The sequence below is a fragment of the Psychrobacter sp. 28M-43 genome (assembly GCF_014770435.1).
Taxonomy (GTDB): Bacteria; Pseudomonadota; Gammaproteobacteria; order Pseudomonadales; family Moraxellaceae; genus Psychrobacter.
This window is the reverse complement of sequence record NZ_CP061739.1, coordinates 243500-257579: the sequence shown is the minus strand read 5'-3', so window position 1 is coordinate 257579 and position 14080 is coordinate 243500. Positions and strand designations below refer to the sequence as shown.

General features: G+C 45.0%; 10 protein-coding genes. 1 reads left to right on the top strand and 9 read right to left on the bottom strand.

From position 1 onward, the window contains the following. Nucleotides 1–80 precede the first annotated feature (80 nt). The 9 genes from pgsA to IEE84_RS01080 form a co-directional block, all read right to left on the bottom strand. A complete protein-coding gene (gene pgsA, locus IEE84_RS01120) occupies nt 81–764 on the bottom strand; it encodes a CDP-diacylglycerol--glycerol-3-phosphate 3-phosphatidyltransferase (RefSeq protein ID WP_191114595.1) in 684 nt (227 codons plus the stop codon). A gap of 624 nt (nt 765–1388) precedes the next feature. Continuing rightward, entirely contained in the window at nt 1389–2582 is a 1194-nt protein-coding gene (locus tag IEE84_RS01115) for an NAD(P)/FAD-dependent oxidoreductase (RefSeq protein ID WP_191114594.1), read from the bottom strand. A 281-nt stretch (nt 2583–2863) separates the two neighbouring features. After that, a complete protein-coding gene (gene acs, locus IEE84_RS01110) occupies nt 2864–4825 on the bottom strand; it encodes an acetate--CoA ligase (RefSeq protein WP_165597556.1) in 1962 nt (653 codons plus the stop codon). A gap of 415 nt (nt 4826–5240) precedes the next feature. Then, nucleotides 5241–6479: an ABC transporter substrate-binding protein gene (locus IEE84_RS01105; protein WP_191114593.1), complete on the bottom strand. Its 1239-nt coding sequence runs from the start codon at nt 6477–6479 to the stop codon at nt 5241–5243. Nucleotides 6480–6600: 121 nt separating this feature from the next. Then, on the bottom strand, nt 6601–8577 hold the full coding sequence (locus IEE84_RS01100) for an AMP-dependent synthetase/ligase (protein ID WP_191114592.1): 1977 nt from the start codon (nt 8575–8577) through the stop codon (nt 6601–6603). A gap of 5 nt (nt 8578–8582) precedes the next feature. Further along, nucleotides 8583–9425, bottom strand: coding sequence for an ABC transporter ATP-binding protein (locus IEE84_RS01095; protein WP_228724810.1), 843 nt, complete (start codon nt 9423–9425; stop codon nt 8583–8585). Then, the gene (locus tag IEE84_RS01090) at nt 9425–10192 is read right to left on the bottom strand and encodes an ABC transporter ATP-binding protein (RefSeq protein WP_191114591.1); all 768 of its coding nucleotides are present in this window, start codon (nt 10190–10192) and stop codon (nt 9425–9427) included. Before IEE84_RS01090 ends, IEE84_RS01095 begins: the two co-directional genes overlap by 1 nt. Then, nucleotides 10189–11286, bottom strand: coding sequence for a branched-chain amino acid ABC transporter permease (locus tag IEE84_RS01085; protein ID WP_057758081.1), 1098 nt, complete (start codon nt 11284–11286; stop codon nt 10189–10191). Before IEE84_RS01085 ends, IEE84_RS01090 begins: the two co-directional genes overlap by 4 nt. A 76-nt stretch (nt 11287–11362) precedes the next feature. Next, nucleotides 11363–12241, bottom strand: a complete 879-nt coding sequence (locus IEE84_RS01080) for a branched-chain amino acid ABC transporter permease (protein WP_057758078.1) — start codon at nt 12239–12241, stop codon at nt 11363–11365. Nucleotides 12242–12588: 347 nt separating this feature from the next. Here IEE84_RS01080 and IEE84_RS01075 point away from each other — a divergent pair, with 347 nt between their 5' ends. Next, on the top strand, nt 12589–13929 hold the full coding sequence (locus IEE84_RS01075) for a BaiN/RdsA family NAD(P)/FAD-dependent oxidoreductase (protein ID WP_191114590.1): 1341 nt from the start codon (nt 12589–12591) through the stop codon (nt 13927–13929). Nucleotides 13930–14080 lie beyond the last annotated feature (151 nt).

The window sequence follows — 14080 nt, the reverse complement described above, 5'->3', positions numbered from 1 at the left end:
AAAACAAAAACGCCAGTGGCTAATGCGACTGGCGTTTTTTATTGTTTAAGTTTTGAGCTGATTACTTTTGTCTTATGGAGTTATCCGCTTTGCTTTAAATAAGGCCAAGCTGCTTTTAGATAAATCATCATCGACCATAAGGTAAGTATCACAGCGGCGACCATTAATACATAACCGATGGTTTCAAGCGACTGCCAATTAAGCAATAGTACGGTAATTGCTACCATCTGGAACGTAGTCTTTAGTTTGCCTACATAAGATACTGCGACGCTAGTGCTTTTGCCCAACTCTGCCATCCATTCGCGTAATGCTGATACCGCGATCTCACGCGAGATAATGACAATAGCCGCTATCGCCATAATGATATTAGGATGCCACTGTACAAGAACGATGAGCGCTACAGCTACCATTAATTTATCAGCAACAGGGTCCAAAAATCGACCAAAGGCTGACATGACATTTAGTTTACGAGCAAAATACCCATCGAGCCAATCAGTAATCGCGGCAATAATAAAGACGCCGGTCAATAATAAATGGCGTAATAAGCTATCGCTAAACTCGCTCATCCCAACGCGCGCAATGACATTATCTGAAATCGCAGGCATACCGATACCCATGGCTGGCGGCCAATAAGCAATCGCGACAAATAGCGGAATCATCAAAATACGCGCAATCGTAAGGTTGTTAGGCAAGTTAAAAATACTTTTGGTATTTTTCGAACTTGGCGGTTCTTCCTGCGTATGCAAATGCGTGCTGTCAGTCATGGCAAACCCAGTTTAATATGAACATAATAATGGCAGATAGCTTAGCATTTTTCGGACAAGGCGTCATGCCATCTCTGCAGCGATTGAGTTATCAAAGATATCAAGAAAGGTATCAAGAGTGACTAGATGCTCTCCTATCGACATAAGCTATTGAAATTATTGGAAGCCTTTATTAATAATTTAATCATAAAGCTCCGCTACTTACTCTAAATATCAGTGCTTCATACCAGTCTTTGCGTCTTTTGGATTTTTACAACGTAATATACTGTAACCAAAACCGCCAGACAGCATTCAATTGAGCTATCATAGCGACTGTACCAGAACACTTGTACACTTAAATCAGTAAATATTAATAGTTAAATATCTCCACCTATTGTATTGATAATTATTATCCTTATAAATAACAGTAGAGAGCACCAATAATTACAACAACTCTTGACCACGGCCTGTGTAGCTAATACATGACCCGTTTTCCTCAGCCCACAGTACCTCCTCTGTGGGCCTTTTTTTTGCTTACGTTTTGCTAAGTATCGAGTTTTCTATTGTCCAAATAATGCTTAAATACTAGCTTTAAAATAAGCTTCAGTTCTAAACGATGCAAAGTAACGAACATAGGTATTACGCTTACTGTATTTGCATGATTGCCTTAACGGTTTGCTGCGCCATTCGATAGCAGCTTTCAATATTACCTTTAGCACACCAGTCACCACTGACGATCCATTGTTTGGTTGCATCGATTAAGATGCCCAACTCTTCAGTATCCTTATTTACGATAGTAGCTGCATAGCGCCAACGATGACAATCTGTTTGGCTAGGTGCGCTGTCTTCATTCCAGTTTAATGCTTGTTTTGCCGCCTGTAATAATTGTTCTTTTACCAACTCCATATCATCATCGACGTGGGATTCTGACCAGTCATTACGTGCATGAATGGTGACACTTGGTAGTAGTTCACCATGAGCAGGCTTTTTATGCTCAATGAATATCCTATCAAGAATAGCGCTATTTAAATAAGCGACATCCCATTGCGGTGCTAGTTGGCCATTTAATGTTTCAGGTAGCTTTTGCACATCATCCCAACCAAGCATCAGCGTATAGCAGGCTTGCATTTGCGGTTTAGTAATTTTGTCTTGTTGAGCAAAACCGCTATCTGCCATTAGCTCTAATGCCTGACCATTTGGCGCTGTGTAAATAACCCAATCAAACCAACCCAGACTGGCTCCAGTTTCGTCAAATAGCTCAGTTTGCTTACTGTTTTGATTAAAAGTTTGGTGCTGAGACTGCTGCTGATTTTGATACTGTAAATACTGAGCGAGCGGTGCGACACGGGTCTTAAATACTATGGTCGTGTACTTAAGCGCGGCGGCCAATTCACGGCCCCAACTGGTCATTTTTGGTATGCTGATATAGCGTGCATGCACCGCGTCCCATTGCTCTTTGCTTTGGATATTAGGCGGTTGCTCATTGTCACTTGATGGCGTTAACTCAACCACTTCGGCACACCACGGCTGTAGTAACCCTGTATCTAACCAAGGCGCGATAAATTGTTGAAAGTCAGCAGTTTTCGCAGTAAAAAACTGCGCACCGAACGACCATTGCCAGTTTTTATCAGTTTTACTATCGCTGCGATAGCGGGTCGCTAAACGGCCTACACTACGTGACTTTTCAAAGATAGTGATTTGCGGGGTGTTAGATGACGAGCTTGATTGGTTTGACGCGCGTTCTAATAGTGTTGCGGTGAGCAAACCCGTCAGGCCACCACCGATGATGGCGATCTTTGGGGCAGATAGAACAGTTAAGCACAAAGCATGATCAGTCATAATGACAGTAGACCTTATAAAGTATTTATGAGTCGCTACTATATTAATTAGTTAGCCTAGTAAGTACCGAGTGACTCGTCAATTAATCGTCAATTAAAATGGTAGCGATGTTGTCTTGTTAGCATTATTGAACCTTCAAAGTGACTCAATATCAATATCGTCTACGTAAAAAAGCCATGCTATTCTCGATAACATGGCTCTTATTCAACTTTGATGTGCAAATATTAATGGCTAGTACTGAATAACTATCCTTAACAATACAGGGTCGTTAGCAGACTGACCTACTCTCCGCGGCCTGCTTTTACTTCTTCGACCAAGTCATTAATCACCGAGCTATCGGCAAGCGTAGATAGGTCACCCAGTCCCACATATTGCCCTGCTGCAAGGTTACGCAAGATACGGCGCATGATTTTTCCTGAGCGCGTTTTTGGTAGTGCATCGACCATATAGATGGCATCTAAAGTCGCAATTGGTCCAATCTCGGCACGCACATGGCGTTTTAATTCTGCTTTTAGATCGTCGGTCTTTTCTTCACCTGACTTTAGAATGATAAATGCACAGATACCTGTACCGCGTATCTCATGCGGCATACCGACGATCGCAGCTTCAGCAGTTGCAGGATGCGCAACCACGGCGCTTTCAATCTCTGCTGTGCCTAAGCGATGCCCTGCCACGTTGAGTACATCATCGACACGACCGGTAATCCAGTAATGCCCATCTTCATCACGCTGAGCGCCATCACCTGTGAAATAATGACCCGGATAATCGCTAAAGTAAGTCTTCAAAAAGCGTGGATGATCATTGTAGATGGTACGCATCTGCCCCGGCCAACCGCTACTGATCACCAAATTGCCTTCTGCAGGGCCTTCTAAAATCGCACCATCACTATCGACGACTTCTGGTTTGACGCCATATAGCGGTGTCATTGCCGCGCCCGGTTTGAGATCGACCGTGCCTGGTATTGGCGCCATTAAGATACCACCAGTCTCGGTCTGCCACCATGTATCGACGATAGGACATTTACCATCACCGACGACATTGTAATACCAGTCCCACGCTTCTGGGTTGATGGGCTCACCGACTGACCCTAGCAGACGCAAACTAGAACGATCCGACTCTCGAACGAAAGCATCGCCCTCTTTCATCATTGCTCGAATGGCTGTTGGTGCAGTGTATAGGATAGTCACGTCATGCTTATCAATAATATGACCGATACGTGCCCATGTTGGATGCTCTGGTACACCTTCAAACATTACCGTTGTCGTGCCATTGGCCAGTGGTGCATAGGTTGAATACGTGTGACCAGTAATCCAGCCCACATCTGCCGTACACCAATAGACGTCATCTTCTTTGATATCAAACACATCACGGAACGTTGAGATAGCATAGGTGATATAGCCGCCTGTAGTATGCACTACACCTTTTGGCTTACCTGTAGAACCAGAGGTGTATAACAAGAATAGCGGGTCTTCGGCGTTCATGACTTCAGGCTCGCAGATCTCTGATTGACCATCGACCAAATTGTGATACCACACATCACGGCGGCCACTCATCGGTATAGAGTTACCCGTACGATGAACGACGATGACTTTTTCGACACTCTCAGTACCATCCATGTCGAGTGCGTGATCGACATTGGCTTTAAGCGGTGTGTGCTTGCCGCCACGTAAACCTTCGTCAGCGGTAATAACAACTTTTGAGCGACTATCTATCAAGCGATTGCCCAGACTCTCGGCAGAAAAACCACCAAACACCACTGAATGCACCGCACCGATACGCGCACATGCCAGCATCGCTACCATAGCTTCCGGTATCATCGGCATATATAGCGTTACGCGGTCACCTTTTACAACGCCAAGCTTGCGCAATGAATTACCCAAACGGCAGACAGCTTCATGTAGCTCTTTAAAAGAAATGATTTTGTGCAGTGAAGGGTGATCACCTTCCCAGATGATAGCAGGCTTGTATGGGTTTTCTTCGAGGTGACGATCAAGACAGTTGACTGAAATGTTCAGCTCACCATCTTCAAACCACTTGATGCGAAAATCATCTAAGTCATAATTGACGTTACTGACTTTGGTCGGCTTTTTTATCCAGTCGATTAGCTCAGCACGCTTCGCCCAAAAAGCATCAATGGCTTCGGGTGATTCGATAGATTGCTGGTAGTCTGTAAGGTACTTATCAGGTGTGGTATTGGCAGCAGCCATAAACTCGGCTGAGATAGGAAATGATTTCTGAGTCATAGTGTTGGGTCCCTTTTAATTATTATGACTTACACGGATAAACGTCTATGACGCGCCCCATGTAAGCGATAAGAGTCATCTTCCATAATGTGTGACACTCATCGTTAGTTTGACAAATAAGCGTGACGGTTGCAAGACATCAAAAGCCAAACATAACAATTTCACTGTACATCTGTATGTTTAGGCACAAATAATCTAGTCGCTATAAGGAAGTTGACTCATCACTCTAGTCAATTTCTATTGTTTGTAGCTCATGGCTTATTTTGTATTAAGAAGGGTTTTGGACTTATAAATAATCATAAAATAGTTAACATATAAAATAAAATTATTACCAAGCCCAAAGCGTATAAACGACACAAGCCATACTTATGTATGGCTTGCTGCTATCCAAAATTCTCTAAACACCTAGGATGTATTATTTAAGCTGCGTCACCGTTTTCCATTGACCATTTTGTACTTGTGACAAGTAGATATCATTAATCGCGACATGGCTCTCAGGCGTGATGGCAACTGTAGATCCTGTAACGCCATCGACAAAACTGACAGTCTCAAGACCCTTATTGAAAGTGTCAGCATTTAGATCAGGACCTGCTGCGGATAGACCGTCAACGGTTACTTTGGCAGCTAGATAACCAAGAATAGCACCTGCTGATACTTCCTCTCCTGTGGCTTTTTCAAACTTCTCAACCCAAGCCTTAGTCTCAGGTTCATTCGCTCTTAGTGCCAAATCATTATAGTACGACACAGAGTATAGGCCTTCACTTGCGCCACCTGGTGCCGCTGCAACTGCAGGATGGAAACCAGTGACAGGAGCGATAAATTTCACATCACTCCAGCCCATAGCATTTGCCGTACCTACCGCTGTAATAGCACCGCGAATGGTTAAAGATAAGGCAATAAGCTCACATTTAGCGTCTTTTAACTTGGCCATTGCCCCAGCAAAGTCTGTTTCATCAGGACGATGTGAGCTGGACTGAACGAGGGTGACGTTAGGATTGTTATCGCTGATATCCTTAGCCGCCTCATTGGTCTCTTCACCATAATCTGATGGGATATACATGACACATAAATTGCTAACTTTGTTTTCGGCAATAAGGTACTCCATACCTAACTTTATTGAATCATAATAGGTACTACCAGCGGTATAGCGACGATTGAAATCCCCTTCTTCTTGCATGGCTCGCGCAAAAGTGAGCGGCATGATACTAGGAACATTGGCGCGATCCATAATAGGGAAGCTCGCTAAGTTGTGCGGTGTGCCAAGCGACATCAGCATGGCAAACACTTTATCGCGGCTGACCAATTTGTTCGCAGACTGTACGGCCTTTGGTACTTGATAAGAATGGTCCTCGACGATATAGCGAATCTTTCGACCATTGACCCCGCCTGCCGCATTCACTTCATCAAAATACATATTGGCTGCGGCGACGGCAGGATTACCAAATCCAGCAAACGGACCCGATAAATCATTTGCACCGCCTAAGATAATCTCAGTATCGGTCACGCCCTGTACTGGCATGTCACTTGTAGAAGTAGATGTAGCAGCCTCAGTATCAGTGCCCGTCGCTGCGGTCGTTTCTGGATCACTACACCCCACTAGACCCATCGTACCGACTGTGAGTGCTAGTAGCGTGGTCTTGAATGTCCATTTCATTGCCTTTCTCCTTGCGACTCCGTCGCTGTTAGTTTGATGCTCTTGAGATTAATACTTACGAGGTTGAGACGACTTCAAAAAAGCTGAACGGTACTAAGCTAAACTGTGATAAAGAGCTAGATCAGTACATAGAGTCGATGAGAGCATGATGCTTTTTCTCAACCAAGTTTCTTTTCAATTTCATCGTCGCGGTCAATTCGTCATCTTCAGGACTGAGCAGCACATCTATAAGCCTGAATTGCTTTATGGTTTCTACCTGAGCTAGGGTTTCATTAGCAGACTGTACAACGTCATCTATCAAGGCGATGACTTCTGGCGCATGGCACAACGAGCGAAAATCAGAAAACATCACTTGATTGTCTTGCGCATATTTTTCGACGTTTTCTTGATCTATCATGATCAGACAAGTCAAATACTTTCGCTTATCGCCAATGACGACCGCATCTGAGATATAAGGTGAGAATTTAAGTTTGCTTTCAATCGCAGCTGGTGTGACATTTTTGCCGCCTGCGGTGATAATGATGTCCTTGATACGACCCGTGATGAATATATAGCCCTCTTTTATCTCACCGACATCGCCAGTATGTAGCCAGCCATCACGTAAGTCCTCAGCGGTTTTTTCTGGCTTATTCCAGTAACCTGCAAACACGTTAGCCCCTCTTACGAGTATCTCCCCATTATCGGCGATACGGACTTCAGAGTCTGGTAGTGCCTTGCCTACACTGCCAGCCATCTGTGCTTCAGGCGTATTGACCGATATCACGCCCGCACTTTCGGTCATGCCATAGCCTTCATAGATAGGCACCCCTATCGCATGAAACCAGCGGATAATATCTAGCGATATGGGCGCAGCACCCGTAGTGGCACGACGAATATTGCTCATACCTATAAGGTCACGGATTTTATATAGTACCAGTCTGTTCCAAAACTCGTAACGCAGTCGTTGACCTGTCGTAGGAGTATTGCCTGCCATCACGATATCAGCGTAGTCATGGCCTGCTTTTATGGCCTGATCAAAAGCCCAGCCATTGAGTGCACTGGCGTCGCTACGCATATTACTGATAGAGGCGTACATTTTTTCCCACAGTCTGGGCACAGCGGTAAAGGTATCAGGTGAGACTTCTTTCATATTCTCAAATACCGTCTCTGTACTCTCAGCAAAGTTAACAATACAGCCTCGATGGATAGGCAGATCTACTGACGTTAAACGTTCGAGTACATGGCATAAAGGCAGAAAACACAGCTGCTCATCAGTGGGCAATATAGGGAGGATATCTATGCTTGTTTTGAGCTCAAAGAGGACATTGGCGTGCGTTAAAATCGCACCTTTTGGATTGCCTGTTGTGCCAGAAGTATAGATTAAAGTACGTATGTCATTAGATGTGCCTTGATCGATATAATCGCTAAAACGCTCTCTTGCGTTATCAATACTTCGACCAATCGTGTATAGCTCATCGAGGAAAACAACCTGATCATCCTCTAGGCTACGCAAACCTTTACGGTCAAGGACAATGACTTTTTTAACGTTAGGCGTCTGTTCACGAATCTCTAAAAACTTATGTAATTGCTCATCATTTTCTACAATCAAAAACTTTGAGTGGCTATCATTTAGGATATAAGCAAGCTGCTCGGGACTGTCTGTCGTATAGACACCGTTGGGTATTCCGCCTACGCCGCAGACACCCATATCAAAATAAAGCCATTCTTTATTGTCTTCGCTCAAGATAGAGACAGTATCGCCTTTACTCAGGCCAAGCTCGACGAGTGCCATGCCGATATCGCAGCTATGATGGTAATAGTCTAGCCAACTATAACTCTGCCAAATACCAAAGCTCTTTTCGCGATGAGCAATCCTGTCGCCTCGGCTCAAGCAAACTTGTCGCCAAAGTTTGCTCAACGTATCACACCCTTCTAGGATTTGAGGCGGATGATCGAAAGGCGCGTTGTGTATCTTTCGACCCGTATCGTAATCATAATTTTTAGAATTATCGTGAGACGATACTGGCGCGGCAGATGTTTCTTTCATGTCTGCCGCATCCGTAGGAGAAAGTGAAGTATTATTTTCAGTATTAACATCAATATCAATAGAGGTCGTCATGATTATTATCGCCAAGTCTTTTTGCGTTTCCACCGAGTGGCTTCCGCAGTGTTATCTTTGGTTTGTCCCAAATAGAACTCTTTAATATCATCAGAGTGCATTAATTTGTCCGCTGAGCCTGCCATGACAATACGCCCTGTTTCTAACACGTAACCGTAATCCGCTGCTGCCAAGGCAACTCTGGCGTTTTGTTCAACCAGTAGAATAGTGACGCCTTGTTCTTTATTTAATCGTCGAATAATGGCAAATATCTCCTGTACCAATAATGGAGACAGTCCAAGAGATGGCTCATCGAGTAGCATAAGAGATGGTCGTGACATTAACCCTCGACCGATAGCGAGCATCTGCTGCTGACCACCAGACATCGTGCCCGCTGCTTGTGTACGGCGATCTTTTAGAATAGGAAAATACTCATATATCATCTCGACATCACGCTGTATCTCAGACTTGTCACGCCGAGTATAAGCGCCCATCGCTAAATTTTCGGCGACATTCAAAAAAGGAAATACCTCGCGCCCTTCGGGTACGTGCGACAGTCCTTTTTTGACCAAGCGATCAGGTTCAGTACCATCGATACGCTCTCCGTGGAACCATACTGCGCCCTTGCGAGGATTGATAACCCCCGAGATGGTTTTCATTAGCGTCGTCTTGCCCGCCCCATTCGCACCCAAAATCGTGACCACTTTGCCTTCCGGCACCTCTAGACTCACGCCTCTCAATGCCATCACTGGACCATAAGCGGATTCTAGATTTCGCACCTCAAGCACGTTGTTTTTTACTTCGGAGTCGACCAAGTTCATTTCAGTGGCTGGCGCGGCAGAGGATAGCGGCTTTTTAATAGCTGACATTACACACTCTCCTGTCCAAGATAGGCTTCAATAACCTGTGGATTGGCTTGTACCTCAGCTGCCGTGCCCTGAGCCAAAAATTTCCCTTCAGCGACGGCCAATACGCGATCTGATACGCGATTCACAAGACTCATGTCATGCTCTACCATCAAGATAGTCAAGCCAAGATCTTTCTGCATATCCTCAATCCACCATGCCATCTCGGACGTCTCCTCTACGCTAAGACCAGAGGCTGGCTCATCGAGCAAAATAAGCTTGGGGTTAGCGGCTAGTGCGCGCGCAATCTCAACCACCTTTCTAATACCGTAAGGCAAACCTGCAATCAACTTATCTCGATAAGGCGCTAACTCTAAAAAATCTATGATTTTTTCAACTTGCAAACGATGCTCGCGCTCGCTACGGCGCACCTTTGGCAAAAACAATAAGTCCTGTATCCATGACGTATTGCGTTGTGAATGGCGGCCGATAAGTAGGTTTTGAAGCACGCTTGAGTGATCAAATAACTCAATGTTTTGAAAAGTACGGGCGATACCCAGTTTTGCGATATCGTGAGCAGGTAGCTTGGTAATATTAGTGTCATCAAAGGTAATACGACCACTAAGCGGCTCGTACAAGCGACTGATTAAGTTAAAAATCGTAGATTTACCAGCGCCATTAGGTCCTACGATAGTGAATACCTCGCCCTCGTTTACCTCAAAGCTAATGTCATCAACGGCTTTCACACCACCGAACGCGATAGATAAGGAGTCAACTTTTAATAAGCTCATCGCATACGCTCCGTTTTAAGATAAGTTTTAGAACGGCGAAACAGTCCTTTTCGATATAACGGAAACATCTGAAACCAAGTCCGTATCTTGATCCAAATACCGTATATACCGCGTGGCTCATAGATGATCATGATGACAATAACTAAGGCAAACAGCGCCGTATCAATACCAGGAATACTGGTGATACTAGAGCCCGCACCTTGACCAACCATATCGCCCAAGATAGCAATCACTTGTGGCAATAAGACAACGACGACAGCACCAAAAAACGCACCATGTATGGAGCCCAAACCGCCAATGACAATTTGCAGTAGGATGGTGATAGAGATGATAACGGTGAAGCTCTCATAATTGACCGCTTGCACAAAATGCCCGTACATAGCGCCGCCAATAGCGGTAATCGCGCAAGATATGCTAAAAGCTAGCGTTTTGGCTTGCGGTACATTGACGCCAAGCGCGCGGGCGGATACTTCGCTGTCTCTGATGGCTAAGAACGATCGTCCTGTGCCACTTCTGAGTAAGTTGATATACCCTAAGGTAACTAGCACCACGAGCGCGAGGCATAAGTAATAAAATGCTTTTGGCGTGATATAACGATCGATGGTGTAGCCAAAGAGGTTAATGGGAGAAGCAAAGGTACCAGAGATGCCGCCAGTAATAGGCTCAGCCACGATAGCGATGTCCTCGACGATAATACTAAGCGCTAAGGTTGCGATGGCTAAATAGATACCGCTAGTTCGTAGGATAGGTCTGGCAATGATAGCGCCGATAACCCCAGTGATGAGTGCGCAGGCAATCAAAGCAGGGAAAAAATTCCACCCTCGAGCCATCAGTGCCATATGGCTAAATGCCCCTATCGCCATAAAGGCGGCATGACCTAAGCTGACCTGTCCGGTGTGCCCGGTCAAGAGCATCAGACCCAATCCAGAGATAGACCAAATCAATATGGCGCTAAGCTCACTGATGTAATAGTTGCTCAACAACCAAGGCGCCATTAGTAGTAGCAAGAGAAGCACGCCATACTTTATGAGTTGGCTTTTGTCATCGAAGATATTGATATCTTGATCATAGCTGTGTTTAAACTGAGCTTTCATGGGCAGTACTCATCCTTGAAAAGATTTGGAGGCCGCTTTGTCATCCTTGAATCAAAGCTTCCTTGGATCAAAGCTTCTATACTTTTTTCTGTTTGACCTGAGAAAAAATACCGCCCGGACGTACGATTAGTACGATCAACATAACCACATAAGGCGCAATTTGACTAAGACCTAGCGGTAGATAACGACCAGCAAAGGGCTCTATCACCCCTACTAGCAATCCGCCTGCCAGCGCACCAGGCAAGGAGCCTAAGCCACCGATTACCGCAGCGGCAAAGGCCTTGATACCGAACAGTAATCCGACAGAAGGTTCAATGGCACCTTTGGCCGCAAATAGTATGCCGGCAAGTGCGGCAACCACTCCTGACAAAGCCCAAACGATACCATTGACCCGCTTGACGGGAATACCCATATAGTAGGCTGCCATTTGGTTTTGACTGCTGGCTTGCATCGCAATACCAAGTCGCGTGTGGGCAAAAAAGAAGTACAAAATGGAGGTTAATGCGATAGTAGATATGATGATAATGATGTCAACATAAGCGATACTCAGCGAGCCTAATGCCAACATCTTGCCTGAAAATGGTGTCTGTAATGAGACTGGGCTATGTCCCCAGATGACACCAGCGACAAAGCGCATTAGGAAACCAAGCGAGATGGTCAGGATGACCATCGCAAATTGCGGTTGACCAAAAATACCACGTAGGATAAAGCGATCTAGTAAGTAGCCAAATGCACCCATGATCACAGCAGCAAAGGTGATGCCTAATAAGAAGGGAAGGTTTGCCTGATCGGCATTGATGAAAGATATGCCCAAAAAGGCACCGAGCATAAGCATGTCGCCTTGGGCGAAATTGACCGCTTCTGAAGCTTTGTAAATGAGTACAAAACCCAGCGCTAACAGCCCATAGATACAACCATTAGCAATCCCGCTAATGAGCAGTTGTAGGATATCCATAAAGTCCCTTTTGTCTTAACATTATCATCCGTGACAATGTTTGAATAAGCGGTTCAATCGACTGACTTTTTCATCAACTACTTGTAAAGAAATTCATTTTCTTTGTATCAAAACGACTAGCGTTTTAGTAAGCAATCAATATGGCAGCAGTAGTAGCGAATAATATTCATATATTCACATTATACCAACCATGAATTATTGTCTATAGAAAAATCAAAGTTATTCAATGATTTATAGCAAGCGGCAAAAGCTATTTATATTACTCACCTAAAAACACCGCCATTATTGCCATGGTATAATTAGCTACTTTATATCGTCTATCCAAACCTACTCTATAAGTCATCATCATGAGTCAAATGCCAAAACAAGCAAAGCCAGTTAAGCCAAGCAATTCATCAGCGGGTAATCCATCGTCAGTTAAGAAATCCATTGATAATCACTATGACGTCGTCATCATCGGTGCTGGTGCTTCAGGATTGTATTGCGCACTGACTGCTGGTCGCCGCGGTCGCCGCGTATTGGTGTTGGATCATGCCAATAAAGCTGGCAAAAAGATTTTGATGTCGGGTGGTGGTCGCTGTAATTTCACCAATTACTTTGTGGAGCCTGAGCATTTTATCGGTGCCAATCCCCACTTCTGCAAATCGGCGCTGAGTCGTTACCCGAGTTGGGAGTTTATCGGCATGGTAGAGTCGCATAAGATTGCCTACCATGAGCGCGAACATGGTCAGCTATTCTGTGACGACTCGGCACAAGATATCTTATCTATGCTGCTAGATGAATGCGCGGCCGTAGGCGTACAAGTAAAGCTTAATGCTCAAATTGATCATGTTAAAACTGCTGCTCATGATAACGGCGAACGCTTTTATCTAACGACGAGCAAAAAGCTTGGTAAAAAAGACATCGCGAGCGGCACTCAGTCCGCGCAAAAACGCTATAGCTGTGAGTCTTTGGTGGTCGCTACTGGTGGCCTGTCTATCCCGACCATGGGAGCAAGTGGTATCGGCTATGAGTTGGCACAGCAGTTCGGACATACGCTCGTGCCTACTGACGCCAGTCTCGTGCCGTTTACTTTCACTGATAAAACAGGCGAGCTTATTCATGCCTTGGCTGGTATCAGTCTGCCAGTTATTGCCAGTAACGAGCGTATCTCTTTTAAATTGCCCGTCTTATTTACCCATCGCGGTCTCTCTGGCCCTGCCATGCTACAGCTATCCAACTATTGGCAGACTGGCGAAACCATCAGTATCAATCTGTTGCCTGAAATAGACGTCACTGAACTTTTACTTGCTCGCAAAAAATCGCATCCACGCCAACTAATTCGTACCGTATTGGCAGAAAACACAGACAATGCGCTACCCAAGAAGCTATTAGCAGCGCTACAGACGCATCTGTGGGAAGACATCAAAGATACAGAACTTGCCAACATTAAAGACGAGCGCCTTACAGAACTTGGGGCTACGCTCAATGGCTGGCAGCTCAAGCCCTCTGGTACAGAAGGCTACCGTACCGCTGAGGTCACACGCGGCGGCGTCACTACTGACGAGGTATCTTCCAAAACAATGCAAAGCAACTTGCAAGATGGCTTGTACTTTATCGGTGAGGTGCTCGACGTGACTGGCTGGCTTGGCGGCTATAATTTTCAATGGGCTTGGGCCAGTGGTTTTGTCAGTGGTGAAGTCGTTTAATAACATCCATGGCCTCCCTATTTATAGCGATAATAGTGGCTTTAGTGTCTGTTAGCATTTGAATAATTGACTACTACTCAGATAATGGCTGACAGTATGTTTGATGATAGTTGAATGGTTTTAGACAGTAATCTTAAAGAGCAATGAGAAT

Coding starts and splice junctions, on each gene's coding strand:
- IEE84_RS01105 (WP_191114593.1), bottom strand. CDS start 6,479: ATGAAATGGACATTCAAGACCACGCTACTAGCACTCACAGTCGGTACG.
- acs (WP_165597556.1), bottom strand. CDS start 4,825: ATGACTCAGAAATCATTTCCTATCTCAGCCGAGTTTATGGCTGCTGCC.
- IEE84_RS01085 (WP_057758081.1), bottom strand. CDS start 11,286: ATGAAAGCTCAGTTTAAACACAGCTATGATCAAGATATCAATATCTTC.
- IEE84_RS01075 (WP_191114590.1), top strand. CDS start 12,589: ATGAGTCAAATGCCAAAACAAGCAAAGCCAGTTAAGCCAAGCAATTCA.
- IEE84_RS01095 (WP_228724810.1), bottom strand. CDS start 9,425: ATGTCAGCTATTAAAAAGCCGCTATCCTCTGCCGCGCCAGCCACTGAA.
- pgsA (WP_191114595.1), bottom strand. CDS start 764: ATGACTGACAGCACGCATTTGCATACGCAGGAAGAACCGCCAAGTTCG.
- IEE84_RS01090 (WP_191114591.1), bottom strand. CDS start 10,192: ATGAGCTTATTAAAAGTTGACTCCTTATCTATCGCGTTCGGTGGTGTG.
- IEE84_RS01080 (WP_057758078.1), bottom strand. CDS start 12,241: ATGGATATCCTACAACTGCTCATTAGCGGGATTGCTAATGGTTGTATC.
- IEE84_RS01115 (WP_191114594.1), bottom strand. CDS start 2,582: ATGACTGATCATGCTTTGTGCTTAACTGTTCTATCTGCCCCAAAGATC.
- IEE84_RS01100 (WP_191114592.1), bottom strand. CDS start 8,577: ATGACGACCTCTATTGATATTGATGTTAATACTGAAAATAATACTTCA.